A 22574-nucleotide genomic window follows, 5' to 3' on the forward strand; every position below is an offset into this window, starting at 1 on the left:
ATGATATAAATGAAACAATAGGGATTTACATCATTTAATAAAATATTTAATAAAGGAGACATATCATGAGCTTAACTTTATTACAAAAAATAAATGAAAAAGCCGATTCCTTGTCTCGTGCTGAACGGCAAGTAGCCAAATATATATTGGACCATGCGGATTTGGTGCAAACTTACACGATTTCTGAAATATCAACCAACGCAAATGTTTCCCAAGCTAGTGTTGTGCGTTTTTGTAAAAGAATGGGTATAGACAGCTTTAAAACCTTTCAACATACATTGGTGAAAGAAATGAGTTCAAATAATGCCAACATTAATGATCTTTCTTTACTGCGTGAAAATGATACGCCCTATCAACTTTTCCAAAAAGTAACTATGAGCAATAAATTCGCTTTAGACTCTTTAGTACAAACGCTTAACAAAAAAGAGTTTGAAAAAGCAGTAGAATGCTTAAGTCTAGCAAAGAAAATTGCATTTTTTGGTGTTGGGGGCTCCTCTACGGCTGCATTGGATGCTAGTAATAAATTTGCTAAACTTGGCGTTACTACAGGAATGAACACTGACTTTCATACAGTGATTTCCTACATTTCCAATTTCACACCAGAAGACGCATTGGTCATTTTCTCCACATCCGGAAAAACAAAAGATATATTGGAGATGGCTTCATATGCAAAAAAGATAAACGTACCAGTATTGGCAATAACTGCTTATACAAAGTCGCCTTTATTGAAAATAGCAAGTATACAACTTTGTTTTCCTGACATCGAACATGATCAACGAATCGGTAGTATAGCATCTAGAATCATGCAACTTAACATGGTTGATGCTCTTTACTTAAGTGTTTTTCATCGAATCGATAAAAAAACCATAGATAACTATCAAAAAGCACGTGAAGAAATTCTACGTCTAAGAAGATAGCCTGCTTAAGGATGTGTTTTACTACATTTCGTTAAGAGGCTTGGTATGTATTAATTCATAGGCATTTCAGGATTGCATATAAAAAAACGCATCCTTTTTAGGATGCGTTCAGTTTGTAGACAAAAGGGGTTTCCATCTAAATTTTTAAACATAGTTGATTGGAACGGAAGGTGCGAGACTCCTGCGGGAATAGCGAGTCTAAGGGAGACCCCACAGGCGCAATTGCGCCGAGGAGGCTCCCGGACCGCCCGCGGAAAGCGAGTGCCCTACGTTCCAATCAACGTCCAAATTTGTACAAGCCAAAAAAAAAATGTAGACAAACTCGATTTTCATCGAGTTTGTCTACATTCTGACGCACCCTTATCGGATGCGTTTCTCCTTCGAAAATTTCATAGCTGAATTTCTTCAACTTGGTATTGGGGCGGTGCCTTCCTGAATGCCTTTGTGATATATAATAGATAACAAAAACCAATAATGAACCAACTTGTCCCCATTATTAGGGAACTTGCCTCAAGGTTGATCCATAGAATGCCAATTGCTATAGCTCCAATTAAAGGCATAATTAAGTATTTAATACACCCCTTTATCGTTCGGTGCTCCTTTTCCCGAATGATAAAATGGCTGATCACTGAAAGGTTTACAAAGGTAAATGCCATTAATGCACCAAAGTTGATCAGTGACGTTGCTGTCACTAAATCAAAGAATAAAGCAGACATTGAAATGACTCCAACTATGAGTACATTAATGGCTGGTGTTTTCCACTTGGGATGAATGAATCCAAACCATTTTTCCGGAAACACTTTATCACGGCCCATAACATACAAAAGACGGGAAACGCTGGCATGTGATGCTAGTCCCGAGGCTAGCGTATTGACGAAAGTCGTACAAAGAAAAATGGATTGAAATAGCTTCCCGCCTACATAAAGGGCGATTTCCGGTAATGCAGCATCCGGTTCCTTAAAACGGGATATATCCGGAAAAAAGAGCTGAATAAAGAAAGAGGCGGTAATGAAGATGATTCCACCCCAAAGTGCAGTTAAAAATATCGCTTTTGGAATCGTTTTTTTCGGATCCGGCGTTTCCTCAGATAGGGTCGTTACCGCATCGAATCCCAAAAAGGAAAAACAAAGGATCGTAGCTCCGGTTATTATGGCCGAGAAGTCCATCCCTTCATTTACGAAAGGCATTAATGTAAACACTTCTCCTGTACCTTCTCCATCATTCAATCCTTTGATAACAAGAATGATGAACACTGCCATGATGGCAATCTGAATTAAAACAAAAAGCGCATTAAAGTTAGCAAGTACATTGACGCTCTTGAGATTGAGAATGGTGACGATTGCTACGAACAATACTACCCAAATCCATGTAGGAACTCCTGGAAATAATGCTGTCAAATAAATTTTGGTCAACAATGCATTGACCATAGGTAAAAACAAATAGTCCAACAACGAAGACCATCCTACCAGGAATCCTAAATGCGGGTTAATCGCTTTTTGCGTATAAGTGTAGGCAGAACCTGCAGCAGGAAAAACCTTTACAAGTTTTCCATAGCTGGCAGCTGTAAAAAGCATCCCCACCAATGCAACGATATAGGCAGTCGGCACATGGCCGCCCGTAATCCCAGATACAATGCCGAATGTATCAAATACGACCATGGGGGTCATATATGCTAACCCCATCATAACGATTTGCCATAATTTCAGTGATCTTTTCAATGTAACCTCATTTTCCACCTATCATTCCTCCTTGAAACCGCTTTCAAACCAGTGAGTTCAATTTCTTAACTAGAATAATCCCCATGCCTCCCTCTTTTTTAAAAGTTTTACCTGTATACCTTTATGCAATTTCTGTGCCACATGATTTCGGTTTATTTCGACAGACGAAAAACGCCTTAATTCCTGTATTCTTACCCACAATTGATTGATTCACAGATATGAAGTCTTTCAGTATCTCTTCATTGATGATTCAATTTCCCATAACTTATTCGCCTTTGCATACACAAAGCCCATGTTATCTTGTAAAAACCCTCGTTAAATCACTCACAGTGACTTGGCATGGTAATTGCATGATTAATCATCTATAGGAATTCATTTAATGAGTTTCAAAACTACTATAGTTATAAGAAAATGGAGGAATAGAAAAAATGAAATATCCTTTATCACCTGATGTTAAACCAGAGTTTTGTACCACCGGATCATTTATGCGCTTACCTTCTTCAAGGGAAAATGCCAAATTGGCAGTGGTAGGTGTGCCTTTTGATACAGCTGCTTCATTCAGGGTAGGAGCCCGGTTTGCTCCACAGGCAGTCCGCCAAGCATCCATGACGTTGTTTCCTTATCATCCCATTCACAAGGTATTTCCTTTTGACGAATGTAATGCAATTGATATCGGGGACGTTTCGGTGATTCCCCATAATATACATCGAAGCTATGAGTTAATTGAAAAGGCTATGTCAGACTTGATGAAAAACGGGATCATTCCAATAGGCATCGGAGGAGATCATTCAGTAACATTGGCTAATTTAAGAGCAGCCGCAAAAATCCACGGTCCTGTTGCACTTCTTCATTTTGATTCACATACAGATACTTGGGATACTTATTATGAAGAAAAATACTGGCATGGTTCCCCGTTTATCCGTGCATATGAGGAAGGCTTGCTCCAAACGGATAAAGTTTTCCAGATTGGCATCAGAGGTACGCTCAATCATCCAGGAGATTTAGATTCCAGTACAGAACTAGGGTACAATGTGATAACTACGCCCGAGCTGAAGAAGAGAGGAATCGAAGATGTCGTGAAGGAAGTCAAGAAAACCATTGGGGATACACCATGTTTCTTGACATTCGATATTGATTTTGTCGATCCATCCTGCGCTCCAGGGACTGGCACATTGGAGGTCGGCGGTCTAAATAGCTTTGAAACCCTAGAGATGATACGCTCTCTGCAAGGATTCAACTTTATTGGGTTCGACCTGGTGGAAGTCCTCCCGCCGTATGATCCAACACAAATTACATCACTATTGGCAGCCACCATCATTCATGACTTTGCCAGTCTAGTAGCCTTACAACTAAAAGAAGAAGAAAAAAAGGAGAATTCAACCGAAAAAAGTTTATAGGACAAACACTGGCCATATAGGCCGATACTGTTAATCGATCAGATAGATCCAAGCTAATGATATAAAAGTCTAAGTACAAAATAAAGTCCTGAAATTCAAAAAGCACCTGTTTATGAAAACAGATGCTCAGACTGTAGACAAATTTGAACTGCCCCGTAAATGTTAGACACCAAATTAACATTTACGGGGTGTTTTTTATGGCTAATTTTTCTGCCGAACAGAAAATATTCATTACACGACTTTACCTTGAAGGTGAGCACAGCTATATGGATCTTCAAAAAATATTTGAAGTTTCGTATCAAATGATTCAAGGATGGGTTCGTTTATACCAAATTCAAGGAGCCGATGGATTTAAGAAATCCTATACAAGTTATTCTACGGAGTTTAAAATGGATGTACTTAATTATATGAATGAAACGGGTATATCTTCTTACGACGCAGCCGCAAGGTTTAATATTTCATCTCCAGCGCTAATTCGGACGTGGAGAATACATGTTAATGCCTATGGATTAGATGCCCTAATTTCTAAGAAAAAGGGGAGACCATCCATGAAAAAAGATATCAATCCATCCAAACAAATTGAAGGTTCGGTTAAAGATCTTGAAGAACGAATTAAACAACTAGAAATGGAGAATGCATATTTAAAAAAGTTAAATACTTTAGTTCAAATGCAGGAAAAATTACAACCCAAATCAAAGCGCAAGTAATTTATGAACTAAAGTCCATTTATGAGGTTGTGGCCTTAATTAAAGTCGCTGATATTCCACGTAGCACGTACTATTATTGGGAAAAACGCTTGAATCGAGAAGATAAGTATTCGAAGGTAAAAGCCACTATTCAGTCTATCTATCATGAACATAAAGGACGTTACGGTTATCGTCGTATCACAAAAGAGTTAAAAAAATATGGGTTTTCTCACAATCCAAAGACCATCAACCGCCTCATGAAGGAAATGGGCGTAAAATGTTTAGTCCGTATGAAAAAGTATCGTTCGTATAAGGGGCGTGTTGGTCGAATTGCCCCCCATATTTTACAACGTGATTTTCAAGCCGAGAAAATGAATCAAAAATGGGTAACAGACGTAACGGAATTTCATTTATTTGGAGAGAAACGTTACCTATCCCCTATCCTTGATTTATGTAATGGTGAAATTATTGCCTACAAAGTGATGAAACGCCCTGTTTATAAACTTGTTGGAGATATGTTAGATGAGGCGATTAAACACCTAAAACCAGAAGATACGGTCATCCTCCATTCGGATCAAGGGTGGCATTATCAAATGAAGAAGTATCAAAAAACCTTAAAAGATTCCCGCATTATACAAAGCATGTCCCGTAAGGGAAATTGTTTAGATAACGCAGTCATTGAAAACTTTTTTGGCTTGTTAAAGTCTGAATTGCTTTATCTCCAAGAGTTTGAAAGTATGGAGCACTTTGAAAAGGAATTAGATGATTATATACATTACTATAACCACAAACGAATGAAGGTAAAATTAAAAGACCTGAGTCCGATAGAATACCGAACTCAGGTCTTAGAAGCTGCTTAAATTATATGTCTAACTTTATTGGGTCAGATCAATTTCAGAAATCCGCTCCCTTTCCGCCGACTGTCTGCCAAGCCTCCTCGACGCAAGCGTCTGTGGTGTCTCGGCTAGCGAGCTATTCTGCAGGAGTGTCGCAAATTTCTTCCATCCATTGAGGGTTTCATAAAACAAAAATCATTAAGGAACATCTAATCTTCCTTTAAAATCATGGTTCTATGTGAAATCATTCCGAACCCCCTTTTGTCGACAAACTGAGCATCTTCTTAGGTGAAAGCAGATGCTTTTTTTCTATGTCATCTTTATCCTTGTCCTGCTACATTCCATATAACAACTTCGTCTATCGGTGTAGGAAAATAAAAAAACACATCCCATCTGAAAGAATGGAATGTGTCTTCATTTTATTCGTCCGATTCTATCCCGGGACGATTTGATTGTGTTGGCAGGGTGTCCCAAAAGCTTGCATCGACAGTTTCAATTGAATCATCGGCAATAGCTCTGACAGCTGCATCCAAAGTGGTTACCGTTTGCTTTATTAGATAGCCATTACTTTTTTGTCCAAGCGCTACTGACTCGACATTGTGGTCCGACATACCTCGCATCTCAAAGAGCAGTGTGGCAATATCATAGCGAACGGCTGCACCATTACGGCCTATATTTTCTCCAGAACCGCCATCATACCTACCAATATGCCCCCAACCAGTTGGTTCAATGGAGTTATATACGACAGCACCCAATTTTTTTGAGGCTTCTAACACTTCAGGCTTTACGTTCGGGTTTGTAGGATAAAGAATTGAACCTGAAACAAGTTCACCGTCCGTTTCGCTTAGCGTCCCTTGATGATGTAAATCTATCATGTAATCTATATCGTATTTCGCAAATACATTTTCGTGTAAAGCCTTTACCTCTACTTGCATGTTATCAGTTTTTTTATCATGCTCACGGTTCAAGTCAATCCCATTTGCATTTGCCCGTGTTAAATGCCGATCACCTTTTGCTAAATAATCATCAAGAGGGAAATTAACATCTCCCATGGCTCCATCTGCATTTAACATGGGAATGATCAATATATTTACATTATCCAAAATACCTTTAGTCTTGTTCGTGCCTAGATGTTTAATGAATTCGAGTGCACCCTCGGTAGTCAGTTGTTCATTTCCATGCTGTTGCGTCAAAAATAGTATGGTTGGATTCTTAGGATTTGAGATGTACTTCGCTAGGTAAATGTCCCTTCCTTTTACCGTTTCCCCGATTACTTCCAGTGCCAGCCTTTCTTGTTTAGCATCCTGCGTTTTAAGATAGCTCACCAGGCTTTCATATGTATGAAGATTTGAAGTTGTCACTTGTCCATTTCCAGCACTGGGACCATTTCCAACCGCTCCGACAGGTAACGCAACAGCTGTTACTGCGCTTAACGTCATTAAACTAGATAATGAAACTGATAGAACCTTCTTTTTAAAATTCAATAAAAACCCTCCTTATCAAATATAATAATCAGAAAAAAATACTATTAATAATATTCTGACACTTTTACTACTTTATGTTAATAGTGAAAAATGACTATGTTTCCAAATAGTTTTCTTCTACCAAAAAACATTTTTGTTCCCGATGAAGAAAAACCAGACGGACATTCGTCTGACGTTGATTGGAACGTAGGGCACTCGCTTTCCGCGGGCGGCCGGGGGAGCCTCCTCGGCTTTCGCCTGCGGGGTCTCCCCTAGACGCGCTTTTCTAAGCAGGAGTCTCGAACACCCGCTCCAATCAACTTTGTCTTACCTTTTAGATAGAACACATTTGCCTAGAGTTCCGTCTGGTTACTTCAATATATGCTGGAAGTTATAAAACTATCTTTTCCTCACTTTTAATTATTGCCTGCCCTCCGTCAGTGGAATTGACTCGTATTGTTCCGGATTGATTTTATATACAGAGCCATCAGTAACTCCATCAATTATTCCATATAGGCCTCTTTCAACTGCTTTAATGAGCATGCCTTTTTTCTTTTGGCCAAAAGACTGAGTTTGACCTCTAACTTCAAAGAGTACTGTCCCGCTTCCGTTTAAAGCAAAGGCTCCTAAAGCCGTTCCAGGAAGGTTTTGATTTTGCGGATACAAGGATATATTCCCATATGGAGAATTACCTTGTGCTTTCATGGCATTATATACCGCCACATTCAATTGTCTGGAAAAATCATAATTATAGTTTTTTGCATATTTTGCATAATCCTGTCCTGAAGGCGAGCTTGGATCAGGAACAAATTGAGCGGAAATCGAGTAGGTGACTAAATCATCCGTTCCATCAACTTCATAATAGGGAGCTTGGTGATGCAGGTCCACAAAAATCTCCACCTTACCGTATTGCTTCAGTAGAGACTTGTAAACATCACGTGTTGTTTGTGATTCAGGTGTTATGAACCAACCAGGGGTGGATGATTTTCCAGGGAAGTCTTTAGCTTGAGGAATATAATTTAAATCAGGATTAAAGTCACGATTAACATCGAAACCTGGTTTGGACTCATAATCGAATGATTCATTTTTGTATGTATAGTAGTTCCAAGATGGATTCGCTCCTGCTAACTGCGGAAACTGGTCGACGACCTCTGCCCAGGTCATATCATTTCCGCGACGGTTCAATTCAGCGGCATCGGGATTCATTTTAGGCAAAGCTACCAAGGTAATTTCTTTACGAATTTTTTCCGCTTCAGGTGAGTTGGTCCCCAAAAACTTCAAGATATTCAAGATGGCATCCGTACCAGTTTTCTCATTCCCATGGATCTCACTTTGAATGAAAACGACTTTGTCGCCAGTTCCTACGGTTGCTTTATAGATTTCTCTATGTCTATTGGAATATCCAGCTACCTCCACTTTCACTTTACCTTGGCTATCACTCGCAATTTGTTCTAGCTTTTTCCCTAGTTCAACATGATCTGTAAAACCTGAAACCGAATAAGTTTGTTGAATGGGTGTTCCCGGGGATGTTTCATTAGCTGCAAATGCTGGTGCCGCAATACTCGCCGATAAAACGGCAACTCCCAGAGTTGAAATAACCTTCCTGTTTTTCATATGACAACAATCACTCCCTTAAAATATTTTTCTATCTCATTATACAAAATGGAAAAGTAGAAATATGTTGGAATTTGGTGTCGTATTATGGCTATTTTATGATGCTGCCACTAGCTTGAGCTAAAAGTTGGGAGCTGCACTAAAATATACTCTTTTTATGTTAGTGCAAAAATGCATATTTTCCCACAACAACGATCGTTGTTGCCGGATGCCTTTAACCATATATATATTGGCTATGCATTTAGTCGAATTGATGATTTGTACTATAACATCACATTACGTTATAATAAAAGAAAAAAATAAGAGAAAGGGGAAAACATGAAACTCAACACTCATAGTTCTACGCCATTATATATGCAATTGAAACAATCTATTATTGAAGATATAAACAAAGGGATTTACTCTCCTGGCGAAAGATTACCAACCGAAACAGAATTATGTGACATATATGGAGTAAGTCGCATTACTGTTAGAAAAGCGGTTTTGGACTTGGTGGAAGAGGGTCTTCTAATACGCCAACAAGGAAAGGGAACATTTGTCCAATATCCTAAAGTAAAAAGGGAACTATTTGCTGTTAACGGTCATGCTGAATATATGTCAGAATTAGGGAAGATACCTCAAACTAAAATCCTTTCATTTGGGATCATACCCGCACCGGCTAATATTTCTAAATCCTTGGAGATTACTCCTGAAAGTGATGTTCTTGAATTACAACGGATCTTATACTATGATAATCAACCTCTCACCTTGGAAATTTCTCATTATTCCTTAAAGGTTCTGCCTAATTTAAATGAACATGTCCATAACTCCGTTTCCATGTATGACATCATAAAACATAAATATAATATAACTCCTGTTCATAACACGAAACTTTTAAATATGGTATTAGCAAATGCAGATGAAGCAAAATTTTTAGAGTGCGAAGTGGGAGATCCCCTTTTCAAAGTGGAGAAAGTGGCATATGACGCAAAGAAGCAGCCCATCCATTCCTCCTTCTTATATTATCCTGCCAATCGCGTGACCTTTACGATTGATAGTTCCATGTCGCAAGAAAAAGGTAACGAATCCCCCTCCTAATCCGGGATCTCGTTACCTTTTTCCATCTATAAATCATGTTAAACCAGCATATGGTCAGGAATATATTCTTTACCATACCCAAAAGCTCCATAATCCTGACAGGTTTGGGAGGCAGCTAAAGCTCCTTTTTGTAAAGCTTTATTTACATCTTGCCCTTGGACATACGATGAGAGAAAACCAGCAATAAATGAATCTCCCGCCCCCAATGTATCTACAACTTTGGTTTGGATAATAGCTTGTTCATATAATTGATTTTCAATTGATAAGAGTGCTCCCTTTTCCCCACGAGTAACACATACCACTTTTGAGCCGAACGAATGCACCTTTTGAATCAGTGCATGGCACTCTGCAGTGTTTAAATTACTTCCTGAAAAAAATGCATATGTCACATACGGACAAACTTTTTGTAAATAGTGTTCCTCTTGATTTGTCGAAAAATCAAAAGAAATGTCAATGAGTTGGCTTAATGATGGGAGGTTATGCTCTATATGGCTATAAACACTTGTATGAAGAAGGTCGTGTTGCCGAATATAATCCAAATCCTTGTCATTCAGTACAATCCCCAATCTGGATTGAATTCCCCCTCTATTGGAACCAATGAAAATTCGGTCCCCGTCCTTATCCAACGCGACGACGGCCATACCGTTCTCTCCTACCGCTTGTCTTACTCTACTGATCTCCATCTTTTCCTTTTGCAATACCTCCAACACATGGTCTGCCGCCCCATCATTTCCTACAATGCCAATATATGAAGATTGCTCATCATTTAAACGATTGTACATGACTGCCACGTTTAATGAATTGCCGCCGGGATATATCTTTCCTTGGTCTTTATAATAATCTACTACGTTATCCCCAATTCCAATTAGCTTCATGCCTGTTCCCCCTGTTATCATTTTACACTTCCACTAGCAATTCCACGGATAAAATACTTCTGCATGAATAAAAATAAAATGACGATAGGTGCCGCTGAAATCGTTAATCCAGAAAGCAACACTCCCCAATCGGTTTGCAATGCATCTCGGAATTGCATTAAACCGGCAGGTATCGTACGTAAACTATCATCATCTATAAAGATGATGGCGAACATGAATTCATTCCATGTATAGTAAGCTGTTAAAATTACCGTCGTTAATAAAATAGGTTTACTCATGGGTATGAAAATCCTAAAAAGGATTCCAAGGTTTGTGCACCCATCCAGCCGGGCAGCCTCTTCCAGTTCTTTCGGAATGGACAGGAAGTAGGCACGAATCAACAAGATGGTTAGCGGAATTCTGTATGCTACATAAGGTAAGATTAGCGCCCAATGGGTGTTATATATCCCAAGCTTCTGAATGATATTATACAAAGGGATCAGGCTTACTTGAGGAGATAGCATCAAACCGCCTAAGCATATGACCAAAATGAAAGCCTTTCCACGAAAATCGAAGCGAGATAATCCGTATGCACCTAACGCACTTACTAAAACCGTTAGCATACAAGTCATGCCAGTAACCATGACACTATTTAAAAAGTAGGAAGAAATCCCACTATTCCAAGCTGTAACATAATTTTCAAACAACCATGTATGAGGAAGTGACCAACTATGGTTAAAAATTTCCTCTGTGCTTTTGAAGGAACTGATGACCATCCATAATAAGGGATATGCAACAACAAGAAAGTAGGCGATCAAACCTGCATAAACAAGGGCTATTCTCATATTATAGGTTTTTCTTTTCCTTGCATACTCTAGATCTTCCACAACTAATTCCGGTACTCCGATCGTTGATTTAGGCATCTCCATTATTAGTCCTCCTTTCCCGTTTTAAATATTTTCATTTGTACAAGAGAAATAAGTAACGTAATAATTAAGATAACCGTTGCTATGGCAGAAGCATATCCCATCATATCTTTTGAAAAAGCCGTTTTATATAAATAGGTACTCAGGACTTCCGAAGAAGTTCCCGGTCCCCCTCCGGTTAAGATATATGGTTCATTAAACACTGTAAAGGCACCTGTCAATGTTAATATTACGGCGACGAATGTCATTTCCTTTGTTGCTGGAACCGTAATGTGAAAAAACGTTTTTATTTTATTCGCTCCATCCATTTCAGCTGCTTCATATAGTTCAGGTGAAATTTTTTGAATGGAAACGATATATAGCATGGCTATATAACCAATTGATTGCCACTGTGAGACAGCAATGACTGCATAGATTGCTGTTTCACTATCACCCAACCATGGCAATGCTAAATTATTCAATCCAATCATTTTAAGAAACTGATTTAACAACCCTACTTCCGGGTTGTAAAAAAATGAAAACAGCAATGCGATGACTGTCATTGAAACGACGACCGGCAAAAAATAGACTGTGCGAAATATAGGTGAAAATTTACGGATTAATTTATCTTCTAAAACGGCTGCAACAATTAACCCTCCAAAAACCTGGAAAACAATCGAAATGACAGCATAAAGAATATTATTTTTTAAAGCTTCATAAAATACGGGATCTTTAAATAAAGTAAAGTAGTTATCCATCCCTACAAATGCTTTATCTGGTGAAAATGTACTCCAATTATACATACTATCGCCAATATTCTGGAAAATGGGAATATAAACAAGCAATAAAAAAACTAAGGCTGGAAGAAGATATAGATAAGGTACAAATTTATCGGGTTTTATCATTAAAATATCACTCCCTTAATAAAACGGAAAAATGAATTCCCTTATTTCCCCGCTTCAAATCTAACGGTATCAGCAGCTTTTTGAACATCACGCATAATTTGTTTAGGTGTTTTATCTCCATTTAACATCATTTGTGTTCCGGTTAAATAGGCATCTGCAATACGCGCATCGATGCTCATGTCAAACCATGGGGCCATTTCTTTTGTGTTTAATATGCTTTGAACCGCTTCCAGCTGTTCCGGGGAAGAATTATTTTCATTCACCGTACCTTTAACTGCACTATACTTGCCCACATCAGTGACTAGTTTTTCTCCCATATGTTTAGTGGTTAGAAACTTTAAAAACTCCATCGCTTCTTTGGGATGCTTTGTCTTGGAAGAAACCATAAAGCCTTCAGGCGATCCCGTTAGATTTGTTTGATTACCCTTTCCTCCTTCTACCTCAGGGAAGTTAAACATTCCAAGTTCAAACTTAGTGGGTCCAAATAACTTGATCTCTGCCGTTTCTGCATAAAACATAGGTGCTTTACCATTTGAAAATTGCTGCCTTGCATATTCATGATCTATTGAATTAGTATTCTCATTAAAGTAAGGTAACAACTCTTGGAATTTCTCAAGCGCTTTTATGTAGTCGTCATCCTTGAATTTTCCGGTTTTTCGATTATAATCCATTGCCAGCACTTCCGGACTAACCAGACGTTGATTCAATGTGCCCACATAATGGGAAATTGTCCAAGTATCTTGACTGCCGAATTGAAGAGCTGTGTAGTTATTCTTTTTTAACACTTTTAATACATCGATAAAATCATTCCAGGTTTTAGGTGGGTGTATGTTCAATTTTTCGAAGACATCCTTGTTATAGAAAAACATTTTCCCATCCATTGTTACGGGGACACCATATACCTTATCATTAATTGTATATGGTTTGACTTGGGATGGAACGAGTTGAGAAGACCATGTCGGATCGTTTTTATAATAAGAAGTTAAATCCAAAGCTTTATTGCCTCGCACAAACTGACTGGCAAATTCATCACTCCAAGAGAAATAAATATCAGGCGGATTATTTGTACCTGTCATTACTTTAATTTTGTCTTTATACGAATCGTTTAGGACTGCTTCGGTTTTAATATGGATATCGGGGTTTTGTTTTTCAAATTCTTTTACAACTTCATTAAAGTAAGTTTTTTCCGGTTCCTTTGGCCACCTATGGAAAAATGTTAAGGTGGTTTTTCCAACTTCTGATTCTGAAGATGTTCTTTCACCAGAACATCCCCCAAGCATTAAAGATAAACTTAAAAATGATGCGAATATAAGTTTTGTTTTTCTCATGAATACCCTCCTTTTTATAAATGCTTTTATCATCAGGAAATTATACTATAATGTTATAAAACATTATAGTATAATTCGCAAATAAAATATACAGAATATTAAGTTTTCTCTAGCTATCAGTATTCTACTTTCCACATATAACGCCTTTTGCTTAAGGGATGATTACGCGCTTCCGCTAATTCATCTGCATATTGACGTAATACACGGTTTAAGATAAGCGGTGCAATATATCCTTTTACTTCTTCATCAATACCATTAAGATCATACTGTTTTGCATCTAACACCGTTAGCTTTTTGCCATAACGCTGAGAAAAAGATAATGCTCTTTCTTCCAATGGTCTTGTTTCATCCAATCCCAATAGAATGATAAACGGTACATTTTCGTCAATAATTTCGAATGGTCCATGGAAGTACTCACCAGCATGAATGGCATGTGAGTGTATCCATTGCATTTCCATTAAGATACAAATGCTGAAAGAATAGGCTGTCCCATAGTTTGAACCACTTGCCATTGTATAGATAACAGGTTCTTTTGCATGAGATTGTGCGAATACCCTTGCATTGGAAACTTCTTGCTCCAGGGCTTTTTCATACACTGGCTGTAAGTTCTCCAAACTTGAAACCAGTTTTCCGAACTTTTCATTGTTTTCCGCCATATGAAGTACACCAAAAACTAATTGATATAAAACACTGAGGTTTGTATCGAAGGCGTTTACACCGTTCCCCCATTCATATTTAATATAAAGGTCCGCATTTTGGGCCAATGGTGATGCTGGTTCGTTCGTTAATGCCACTGTAAACGCACCTTTACTTTTTGCAAACTTAGCCGCTTCAGCTGTTTCAGGAGTTGTTCCGGACATCGAGCATAAAATGACTAAAGATTCCTTCCCTAGTTGTTGTGGATTGCGATGTATAAACTCATTTGAACTATACAGATCGGAGGTTATATTTTTAGCTTCACGATCCAGTATATACTTAGCTGAATACATAATGGCAGAAGATCCCCCGCATGCTACCAAATAAATATTGTTAATTTTCTTACCCTTTAATTGATCCAATACTGTTTTTACATTACTTTTTACATTCATTACCGATTTACTCATTTTCCCACTCCTTTAATATTTGATATACAACATTATGTAATGTTATATATTGTTATATTAAATCATCAGCTTTCTTTAGTCAATGTATTTGTCAGAATATTTTATTTACTCCATTTCCATGTCCCATCAAAATTTTCATGGTAAATTTTTTCCAGATGCAAGTAATGTCTACCTGAACAAGTGACGCCCCCTTACCTTCCCCTAATTTTCCCAACTGTTAATAATAACAATGGCATAATAAAACAAATCGTTAAGGATAATGGTGTCCAAGCTGTAGCCATAAAGTGTTGATAATGCACAAGATCGGGATGCGAAAAGATGGTAAACGTGAGAATTAGAAAAGCTAATGGGAATAGAAGTATTTTGTAATTTTGCAGTCCCATCAATTGTGCTAGTCCCAAGGCGAGTCCATAAAAGCATATGGTCAACTTAAAATACTCTGTAAAAACCCATATGAAGGCTACAATGACCTCGACCCTTTCAAAAAAATCACCAATGCTTATCCTCATTCCCAGTTTATACGAAGGGTAGGTTAATCTTGCTGTATTCTCAGCACCCAAAACAAGGATACAGAAAATGATCACTAAAAATAGAACGCCGCCACCTAATATGGTCCCTAGATAAAAGTTTTTCTTCATTTCAGCCTTTTCATGTACATATGGAGTGATCATTAAAAAGAAAACAAGCTGAACATAAGGCAGGGCTAAAGAGTGATATGCCCCCCTCATTATCGGTTTCATGCCTTCTTCAAATACAGGTTGCATATTTTCCATTTTGATGTCAGGGATAAGAAATACGAATAATATGAAAAGCAGCAGTACAAGCCAAGGAAAAAAGATTAATGCCGTTCGGCAGATGACTTCCAATCCTAGCCGTGCACCAAATAAGCTTGTTAATATAAACAAGATCATAATCATTTCCATAGGTGTCTCAACCAGAACCTGTGTTGAAAAAAAATTCCCAATTTCACTAAGTAACGCTGAAGAAAGGTAATATAAATATAATAGGAAAAGCAGTGCCGAGATCTTCCCGATCCATATCCCAAATATTTTTTCATTAACTTCTATATAATTCATGGATGGGTAAAGTAAGGCGAGCCGGGTAAATAACAGAACGAAACATAACCCGATGAGAGTAGCTATAATATAAGCAATCCAGCCATCCTGTTTTGCTAATGAAACTAGTACGGAAGGTAAAGTAAGTATCGCTCCTCCAATGGTGAATATGATGACCATTATAAGAAATTCACCAGAGCTGATTTTTCCTTTTTCAAGCATATTCCATTCCTCCCTAGGATAAAATGCGATCCATGAAATGAGCGAGTGGACTATATATTTTCGTTATCCAGTCTATAGGAGTGGGGATGGTAATATCCTTGATTATTAAAATACTCAACGTCATGCCAATTAAAAGCAATAAAATGAAAATGACAATTTCCTTCCAGCATTTCTTTTTAATAAGAGGGGGTATTTCGAAAAATGAAATAATGGCTCCGGTACAAACTGTTCCAATAATTGCCCACATTGGTCTTTACTCCTCAATTTCTTTTTGAAAAGAATCTGATATCGTCCCTAAATTGCGAATCTTTGCAGTAACGGTTACATTCACGTCCAAATTTGCGAATTCCTGATCCCAATTTCCTTTTAAACGCTTCCATTCTTTGGGATCGGTTCTATGAATTTCGTCACCAAAACCGAAGATGTCACTTTGATACTTCTCTTGAAGCGTTTTTATCGATCCTTCTATTTTACCTTTAATGTCTTTTGCGTATCTTTTATTTAATTCTTTGATTTTTTCCGGTTTAGCTAAATCGATTTTGCACTCTACATCATCAATACTCCCTTCTGACGTGACATTTATATCAATTTTCGGATTTCCTTTTTCCATTTTTCCCTTTACTTTCGTTTTTGAACTAGTCGTATTTATTGTAATTTTTCCACCTTCACATGGAATAGTTTCCACTGTTGACTTCACAGTATCTGTAATGTAACTAACACCTTTACTATCGTTCTTATTTAACCATCCGACAAGTTTATCCTTCTTGAATACTCCAAGATAATCCAGTCGCAAACCAGATTTCGGGGAGATATTTTGTGCATTTGTGACCTTGCTTCCGGATTCGGGATCACCATAAACATAAATACCCGTCAGCATAGGCTCTCTGCCTTTACTGACGATACTGCTGACCAGCTCATCCAAAGTGACCGTCCTTGTCGGCGCCCATCTTCTCTCTGAATTTTCCAAGGAGTCAAAAACTTTATTTGCCGGTATTTTTTCAAGGGCCGTTTGCACATTAAGCGTATCATAAGCAGTTGAACCCTTCGCAACGGTCATATAGAAATCCGAACGCAACTCCTTTTGCCGGGAAAGGACATCCAGAGGTTTTGCAATTCCTGCCCTGGCCATTTCCTCACCAAAGACAACTTCACGAAGATGTGCGACATATAACCTTCTTGGTACATCAGTTGATAGGCTTCTAATTGCTTCAAAAATAGTTGCACCACTTTTCTTAAAGGTTACAACTTCTGTGCGACCAGACCTGGCATCACCTGCTAGCTCACTCGGATTCAGAATTTGAACGGTTACAAGGTATCCATTTTCCGTTTTATCAATTCCCATGGCAGTAACGATGGCAAGTTTATTCAACTCAGTGCTGCTCCAACAACCGGATAGACATATAATAGGTAACATTAAAAAAACCCTTAACATTTTTTTCATCGTGAACCCCTCATTATCTCATCATTTTAACTAGGTGGTTTCGGAGAACTTGTATCTCCTCTGTCTGTATCTTTTTTACTAATCAGACGAGGCCGCTTTAATAATGACCAATGCGGCATTCGAATGATGTTATCTTTTTGATCTTGTAAAATGAATGGTGCATTCGGAGCTAAATAAGGTAATCCAAAAGATCGTAAGCTATTTAAGTGTAGGACCATAACAATCAGCCCCAAAATGATCCCGTATAATCCAAACGTAGCCGCAAGGATCATAAACAAGAAACGAAGCATCCGAAAAGCCATGGCCATACTATTGGATGGAAACACAAAGCTGCAGATGGCTGTTAAGGACACGATGATAACCATTGTTGCTGAAACGAACCCTGCTTCGACAGCAGCCTGTCCAATAACTAACGCACCTACGATGGAAATGGATGAACCAATTGCTCTAGGCATTCTCACACCTGCTTCACGCAAGATTTCAAACACTAGCTCCATCATCATCGCCTCAACAAATGCTGGAAATGGTACACCCTCTCGTTGTGAAGACAAACTTATGAGCAAAGGGGTAGGAAGCATTTCTTGATGAAAGGTTGAGACAGCTACATAAAGTGACGGTGTAAGCAAAGCAAGGAAAAAGGATAAATACCGTAATAGTCGAATTAACGTTGCTACATCTGCCCGTTGATAATAATCTTCACTGGATTGGAAAAAATGTACCATCAGAGCCGGAACGATAAGGACAAACGGCGTTCCGTCAACAAGAATCGCAATCCTACCTTCTAAAATGGCAGAGGCTACAGCATCAGGACGTTCCGTATTATAAACGGTTGGAAACGGGGTGTATACTTCATCCTGAATAAGCTCTTCAATGTAGCCACTCTCAAGAATCGCATCTATATTGATTCGGTTTAACCGGCTCTGTAATTCTGAAACCGTTTTATCATTGGCAACACCTTTTAGATACATAATCGCAACGTCCGTTTGCGTTTTTTCTCCAATCTGCTTTGTTTCAAGCCAAAGGTTAGGATCTTTTATTCTCCGTCTTATTAAGGCAGTATTTGTTCGCAGCGTTTCAGTAAATCCATCCTTTGGCCCTCTTACTACTGTTTGGGAGGAAGGTTCTTGAACTCCGCGATCGACCCACCCTCTTGAGCCGAGTGCCAATCCTTTTGGGGAGCCGTCCATCAATAACATCGTGTCTCCCGATAAAACATGGTTGAAAAGCTTTTGAAAATCTGTTATTTCCACTATTCCCCCTACAGGAAGAGTATGTGATTTTATCAATTCAAAACAATCAGGGACCGCTACGTCCGAGTCAGAGTTCCGAATTTGAACCATCAAAGTGTCGAGGATTAAATCCTGGATGGAAGCAGAATCCGTTAATCCATCTGTGTATACTATGCCTAACTTAATTTCCCCATTTTTACCTGCTTGGAAATCCCTTATAACGATGTCTGAACTATTTCCTAACGTTTTCTTAATATGGTCTATATTATATTGAAGATCAGGGGATATAAGTTTTGTTTGATGATTCCTTGAGTCCTTACTTCTGTTTTGGGATGTAACTGGATTTTGGTTTTGATTTTTAGTTTTGCTGGAGTTTGGATTTTCGCTTTGATTCAGGTCTTCTTGTTGTTTTTTATTTTTCACCGATTGTTTATCTTCAATTAACTTCCTCAATGGGATAGGAATTCGAGATTTCAATGCTAACCCCCTCATAACCAAAAGCTTGCTAAAATTAGGTTTTCACCTTCGCAGCAATTATATCCATGTATGTAAAATAAATCGCTGTGCAAAAAACATTATAAACATGATAATCTTTTATCAAAATTTCACTTTTTCCCTTAAATCCACGATTGTTATCAACCACTTCCCGCCATCTTTTCAAACTCGGAAAAAATTTGCTTTTTAGAATCAATTCGGCAGGGTGCACAATCTAAATCAAATCCATTGGAAATTATGTATAAAAGCATTCTATGAGTAAATGCATAGATTGCCAATATTCGCATAATCCATTATTGGACTAAATTGACGGGATGGTTTAGAGCAAAAAAAAACCCTGCAGATTTCCACAGAGTTTTTAAAAGCTTTCAACTAATTTTTGGATGGCAAGAATTAAAGAGTAAAGAGCTTTTTCCTTCAACTTGTTTAATTCCAAGTATATTAATACCTGTTTTTTCCAAACTCAACTTTTATAATTGTTTCGTCCCCATTTTCCCAACACTCTTGAAGTCGCAACATTTCATTTCCGGTACATATGTACGATAAAAAGACTACGCCCAATAAGTCCTCTTCCCCATCCTAATATGGGTGACAAGGCGCCGATTTCAAGCTTCCAATGTAATATATTCAGCTCCTTGTTCTTTTGCCCAATTATGTATATAACTGAGCAGATTATATCCAAGGCCACTAGGACGATGATTTACATCAGTAACCAAATCTTGTACATAAACATAGCGTTCATTATATGAATCTTCACGCCAGCTAATACCTGCTAATGCTACAATGCTTGTATCATGATATAAAGCAAATAACCGTTTCCCCTCCTTACGCATATCATTTAATAAATCTAGATATTCCTTTAAAGTCAAATCTGTACGTAACTGACTCAATATAGGAAAAGCCTGTAAAAATTGATGTTCTACAGTTAACTCCACTATATTTTCCACTGGTATTTTCATACTAATTTCTCCTAACATTTTAAGTTTAACCGCTTCGCCTTGCCCTTTATGAATCCGGATTAAGTTTCTGACATTTAAGCCTATCAAATATGCTTGATAACCTAGAGCTTAAATATTTTTCAATATGTCCAACAGTTCCTCTTCCTTTCTCCAAATATTAGATATACCAATAAATCATTTGCAAGAATTGTGCCATATCAAAGGAAATGTACACGTTCAGTGCAATTAATATCTTCCAGGAAAGTCAAGAAGGTCCCTATCAAGTACTAGGAGGAATTACTGAAAAAGTTAGGCCATAGTTAAAACAATATACGGTTCCTAAACCATTAAGGTTCGGGACTAAGGAATTAAATTACTTTCTATTGGACAGTAATTCTATGATTGTATAGTAGAGCTACATCAGTAAAAAGGCAGAAAATTCGCGACCGATTGATGTAACGGGGGTGGATTGTTGAAGATAGGCAATTGATGTCCGTGTGAATAACTTGAACAAGAATAGCCAAAAATAGGGAGTATTAAGAAGGAAGGAACAAACATATAGGTGAAAAATAATGCCTGGTAGTTTCAAAATTTCATCACATCAATTGATGATTTTAATCCTCTTGTATTCGGTAGGAACGGTTATTTTACATACTCCTTCACCTTTAGCTGGTTTTGCAAAGCAGGATGCGTGGCTTGCTGCATTATTTGGAACAGGAATCGCATTAATTTTTGTATGGTTTTACATCAGGGTTGGAAATTTATATCCTGATCTCGCTTTAGATCAAATAAATGAAAAGGTTTTCGGTAAGTTAATCGGAAAGATGATCAATCTCACATTTTTCTTCTGGTCATTTTCAACTGCTGCCGAGACCACCTATTATGTGGGGAATTTCATTAAAACTTTTTGGATGCCGGATACTCCTCTTGTAGCTTTAAATATATTGTTAGCTGCAGTAGTGATCTTTACAGTCCGCCTTGGTTTTGAAACTTTTACACGCACGTTGGAAATATTCTTCATTCCCGTATTACTATTACTGATTATTTTTTTGGTTTCCATCATTCCTCAAGCAAACATTCAAAACATTCTGCCAGTATTTGAAGGAGGCACTAAACCCTTAATACGGGCGATACTTTTTTATGTCAGCGTGTTCACGCTTTCCCCTGTTATGTTTTTAATGATTTTCCCTTCAAAAGTAAATGAAAGAAAACAAGGGGGAAAAGCCTTTTATATTGGCACTTTGATCGGAGGAATCATATTAATTCTGGTTATCATGCTGGATATCTTGGTTCTTGGACCCGATAACACCGCAAGAAATATTGCTCCAAGTTACACGATGGCAAAAAAAATAAATGTAGGGAATTTCCTCATGCGGATCGAAGCAGTAATTGCCACTATTTGGATTTTCACAACCTATACGAGGACGGTTATGTATTTTTATGTTTCGGTTGTCGTATTTTCAAACATTTTCAATATAAAGGATTATCGGCCATTTACTACAGCTTTAGGGGTGATAATGGTTTTTTATTCATTGATTGTTTTTCCGACGGTCTCTTCATCCGGGGAATACAATAAAAATATATGGTTATTCCATGCAGCGGCTTTTGGTCTGGTCATGCCTTTATTATTGTTTATAACGGCTAAATTTAGAAACATCTTTAAAAAGCACCATGGTAGCCAATAAAAATGTGATCATATAATGAGTGAGTTGGAGACTTTAAAAAGAACGTCATAAAAATACTCCAAATAGTCATTTTTTCCGGGTTCAATCTGGCTCGATTGGATGATCGTAATGAATATTTACGAATGAGGTGAGTATATTGAAACATAAAATAATCATTATTTTTAGTTTGGTATTTATAGCATTCATGACTGGGTTACTCATCTTTTACCTCAAAAAGGATGATTCTTCCCGATGGATGGTAGCTCTTGGCGGAATAGTGGTAAGTGCCTTGCCCATTTCATTACTATTTGTAAAAAATAATCCCTTTAACATTCCAATCATAATCGGCTATTATGTTTTTATTTTCTGTACGGCATTTTTAGGATCCATCGCAAATTTTTATATTGATTTTAAATGGTGGGACTCTGGACTTCATTTCTACAAAGGCATCTTCGTGGGATTTGTGGGGATTGCCCTTTATAAACTTTACATCCCTCAAAAAGCGAGAAAAGACACTTCAAGGTGGGTCATTTTCCTTTTTGTTCTATCACTTTCAGCTTGTGTCACTGTTTTTTGGGAAATATATGAATTTGTGGGAGATCTCACTTTTACTCATACCATGCAGCGAGGCGGTAACAAAGATACCATGTACGATATAATTTTCGGACTAACCGGCGGCCTGCTCATTTCCATTTATTCTAGTGTACAAAAATTAAAATTATGATGA

General features: G+C 37.8%; 19 protein-coding genes. 6 read left to right on the forward strand and 13 right to left on the reverse strand.

What is annotated here, in order from left to right; genetic code table 11:
- The first annotated feature begins 62 nt into the window (after window positions 1–62).
- Window positions 63–917: a MurR/RpiR family transcriptional regulator gene (locus tag AC0VX1_RS15785; protein WP_413022521.1), complete on the forward strand. Its 855-nt coding sequence runs from the start codon at window positions 63–65 to the stop codon at window positions 915–917.
- A gap of 389 nt (window positions 918–1306) precedes the next feature.
- On the opposite strand, the gene AC0VX1_RS15790 is transcribed toward AC0VX1_RS15785, so the two are convergent.
- A complete protein-coding gene (locus AC0VX1_RS15790; protein WP_475467895.1) occupies window positions 1307–2653 on the reverse strand; it encodes an APC family permease in 1347 nt (448 codons plus the stop codon).
- 410 nt (window positions 2654–3063) lie between these two features.
- Between AC0VX1_RS15790 and speB the strand changes: the two genes are divergently transcribed.
- Together speB and AC0VX1_RS15800 are read left to right on the forward strand one after the other, a co-directional pair.
- Window positions 3064–4032, forward strand: coding sequence for an agmatinase (speB, locus tag AC0VX1_RS15795; RefSeq protein ID WP_413011126.1), 969 nt, complete (start codon window positions 3064–3066; stop codon window positions 4030–4032).
- A gap of 197 nt (window positions 4033–4229) precedes the next feature.
- Window positions 4230–5578, forward strand: a protein-coding gene (locus AC0VX1_RS15800; protein WP_475467897.1) for an IS3 family transposase whose coding sequence is annotated in 2 segments (ribosomal slippage) — window positions 4230–4689 and window positions 4689–5578 — 1350 coding nt in all. Because the reading frame shifts where the segments join, the coding sequence is not laid out codon by codon here.
- Between the two features lie 395 nt (window positions 5579–5973).
- On the opposite strand, the gene AC0VX1_RS15805 is transcribed toward AC0VX1_RS15800, so the two are convergent.
- Together AC0VX1_RS15805 and AC0VX1_RS15810 are read right to left on the reverse strand one after the other, a co-directional pair.
- Window positions 5974–7038 carry a M14 family zinc carboxypeptidase gene (locus AC0VX1_RS15805; protein WP_400448205.1) on the reverse strand — a complete coding sequence of 355 codons (1065 nt, stop codon included), beginning with the start codon at window positions 7036–7038 and terminating at the stop codon, window positions 5974–5976.
- Between the two features lie 399 nt (window positions 7039–7437).
- Entirely contained in the window at window positions 7438–8631 is a 1194-nt protein-coding gene (locus AC0VX1_RS15810; protein WP_413010242.1) for a M14 family zinc carboxypeptidase, read from the reverse strand.
- Between the two features lie 318 nt (window positions 8632–8949).
- Here AC0VX1_RS15810 and AC0VX1_RS15815 point away from each other — a divergent pair, with 318 nt between their 5' ends.
- On the forward strand, window positions 8950–9708 hold the full coding sequence (locus AC0VX1_RS15815; RefSeq protein ID WP_034307783.1) for a GntR family transcriptional regulator: 759 nt from the start codon (window positions 8950–8952) through the stop codon (window positions 9706–9708).
- 38 nt (window positions 9709–9746) lie between these two features.
- On the opposite strand, the gene AC0VX1_RS15820 is transcribed toward AC0VX1_RS15815, so the two are convergent.
- From AC0VX1_RS15820 to AC0VX1_RS15865, 10 genes are all read right to left on the reverse strand, one after another.
- Window positions 9747–10583, reverse strand: a complete 837-nt coding sequence (locus AC0VX1_RS15820; RefSeq protein WP_098864309.1) for a PfkB family carbohydrate kinase — start codon at window positions 10581–10583, stop codon at window positions 9747–9749.
- Between the two features lie 17 nt (window positions 10584–10600).
- On the reverse strand, window positions 10601–11407 hold the full coding sequence (locus tag AC0VX1_RS15825; protein WP_226990416.1) for a carbohydrate ABC transporter permease: 807 nt from the start codon (window positions 11405–11407) through the stop codon (window positions 10601–10603).
- 86 nt (window positions 11408–11493) lie between these two features.
- Window positions 11494–12372, reverse strand: coding sequence for a carbohydrate ABC transporter permease (locus AC0VX1_RS15830; protein WP_034307788.1), 879 nt, complete (start codon window positions 12370–12372; stop codon window positions 11494–11496).
- A gap of 41 nt (window positions 12373–12413) precedes the next feature.
- On the reverse strand, window positions 12414–13700 hold the full coding sequence (locus tag AC0VX1_RS15835) for an ABC transporter substrate-binding protein (protein ID WP_413022492.1): 1287 nt from the start codon (window positions 13698–13700) through the stop codon (window positions 12414–12416).
- A gap of 116 nt (window positions 13701–13816) precedes the next feature.
- Window positions 13817–14803 carry an SIS domain-containing protein gene (locus tag AC0VX1_RS15840; RefSeq protein WP_475467900.1) on the reverse strand — a complete coding sequence of 329 codons (987 nt, stop codon included), beginning with the start codon at window positions 14801–14803 and terminating at the stop codon, window positions 13817–13819.
- A gap of 191 nt (window positions 14804–14994) precedes the next feature.
- Window positions 14995–16080 (reverse strand): GerAB/ArcD/ProY family transporter, encoded by a 1086-nt coding sequence (locus tag AC0VX1_RS15845; protein WP_475467902.1) that lies wholly within the window; start codon window positions 16078–16080, stop codon window positions 14995–14997.
- A gap of 13 nt (window positions 16081–16093) precedes the next feature.
- Window positions 16094–16327, reverse strand: a complete 234-nt coding sequence (locus tag AC0VX1_RS15850) for a hypothetical protein (protein WP_063590757.1) — start codon at window positions 16325–16327, stop codon at window positions 16094–16096.
- A 6-nt stretch (window positions 16328–16333) separates the two neighbouring features.
- Window positions 16334–17521 carry a Ger(x)C family spore germination protein gene (locus tag AC0VX1_RS15855; RefSeq protein WP_475467904.1) on the reverse strand — a complete coding sequence of 396 codons (1188 nt, stop codon included), beginning with the start codon at window positions 17519–17521 and terminating at the stop codon, window positions 16334–16336.
- A 26-nt stretch (window positions 17522–17547) separates the two neighbouring features.
- A complete protein-coding gene (locus AC0VX1_RS15860) occupies window positions 17548–19146 on the reverse strand; it encodes a spore germination protein (RefSeq protein ID WP_475471810.1) in 1599 nt (532 codons plus the stop codon).
- A 704-nt stretch (window positions 19147–19850) separates the two neighbouring features.
- Complete coding sequence (locus AC0VX1_RS15865) at window positions 19851–20204, reverse strand: GNAT family N-acetyltransferase (RefSeq protein ID WP_057277857.1); 354 nt, start codon at window positions 20202–20204, stop codon at window positions 19851–19853.
- Between the two features lie 551 nt (window positions 20205–20755).
- Here AC0VX1_RS15865 and AC0VX1_RS15870 point away from each other — a divergent pair.
- Both AC0VX1_RS15870 and AC0VX1_RS15875 read left to right on the forward strand, forming a co-directional pair.
- Window positions 20756–21868, forward strand: a complete 1113-nt coding sequence (locus AC0VX1_RS15870; RefSeq protein WP_475467906.1) for a GerAB/ArcD/ProY family transporter — start codon at window positions 20756–20758, stop codon at window positions 21866–21868.
- Between the two features lie 127 nt (window positions 21869–21995).
- Entirely contained in the window at window positions 21996–22571 is a 576-nt protein-coding gene (locus AC0VX1_RS15875) for a DUF2238 domain-containing protein (protein WP_239858409.1), read from the forward strand.
- Window positions 22572–22574 lie beyond the last annotated feature (3 nt).

The sequence above is a fragment of the Peribacillus sp. QJM3NY_7 genome (assembly GCF_056173225.1).

Coding starts and splice junctions, on each gene's coding strand:
- speB (WP_413011126.1), top strand. CDS start 3,064: ATGAAATATCCTTTATCACCTGATGTTAAACCAGAGTTTTGTACCACC.
- AC0VX1_RS15810 (WP_413010242.1), bottom strand. CDS start 8,631: ATGAAAAACAGGAAGGTTATTTCAACTCTGGGAGTTGCCGTTTTATCG.
- AC0VX1_RS15815 (WP_034307783.1), top strand. CDS start 8,950: ATGAAACTCAACACTCATAGTTCTACGCCATTATATATGCAATTGAAA.
- AC0VX1_RS15820 (WP_098864309.1), bottom strand. CDS start 10,583: ATGAAGCTAATTGGAATTGGGGATAACGTAGTAGATTATTATAAAGAC.
- AC0VX1_RS15825 (WP_226990416.1), bottom strand. CDS start 11,407: ATGAGAATAGCCCTTGTTTATGCAGGTTTGATCGCCTACTTTCTTGTT.
- AC0VX1_RS15830 (WP_034307788.1), bottom strand. CDS start 12,372: ATGATAAAACCCGATAAATTTGTACCTTATCTATATCTTCTTCCAGCC.
- AC0VX1_RS15835 (WP_413022492.1), bottom strand. CDS start 13,700: ATGAGAAAAACAAAACTTATATTCGCATCATTTTTAAGTTTATCTTTA.
- AC0VX1_RS15840 (WP_475467900.1), bottom strand. CDS start 14,803: ATGAGTAAATCGGTAATGAATGTAAAAAGTAATGTAAAAACAGTATTG.
- AC0VX1_RS15845 (WP_475467902.1), bottom strand. CDS start 16,080: ATGCTTGAAAAAGGAAAAATCAGCTCTGGTGAATTTCTTATAATGGTC.
- AC0VX1_RS15850 (WP_063590757.1), bottom strand. CDS start 16,327: ATGTGGGCAATTATTGGAACAGTTTGTACCGGAGCCATTATTTCATTT.
- AC0VX1_RS15855 (WP_475467904.1), bottom strand. CDS start 17,521: ATGAAAAAAATGTTAAGGGTTTTTTTAATGTTACCTATTATATGTCTA.
- AC0VX1_RS15865 (WP_057277857.1), bottom strand. CDS start 20,204: ATGAAAATACCAGTGGAAAATATAGTGGAGTTAACTGTAGAACATCAA.
- AC0VX1_RS15870 (WP_475467906.1), top strand. CDS start 20,756: ATGCCTGGTAGTTTCAAAATTTCATCACATCAATTGATGATTTTAATC.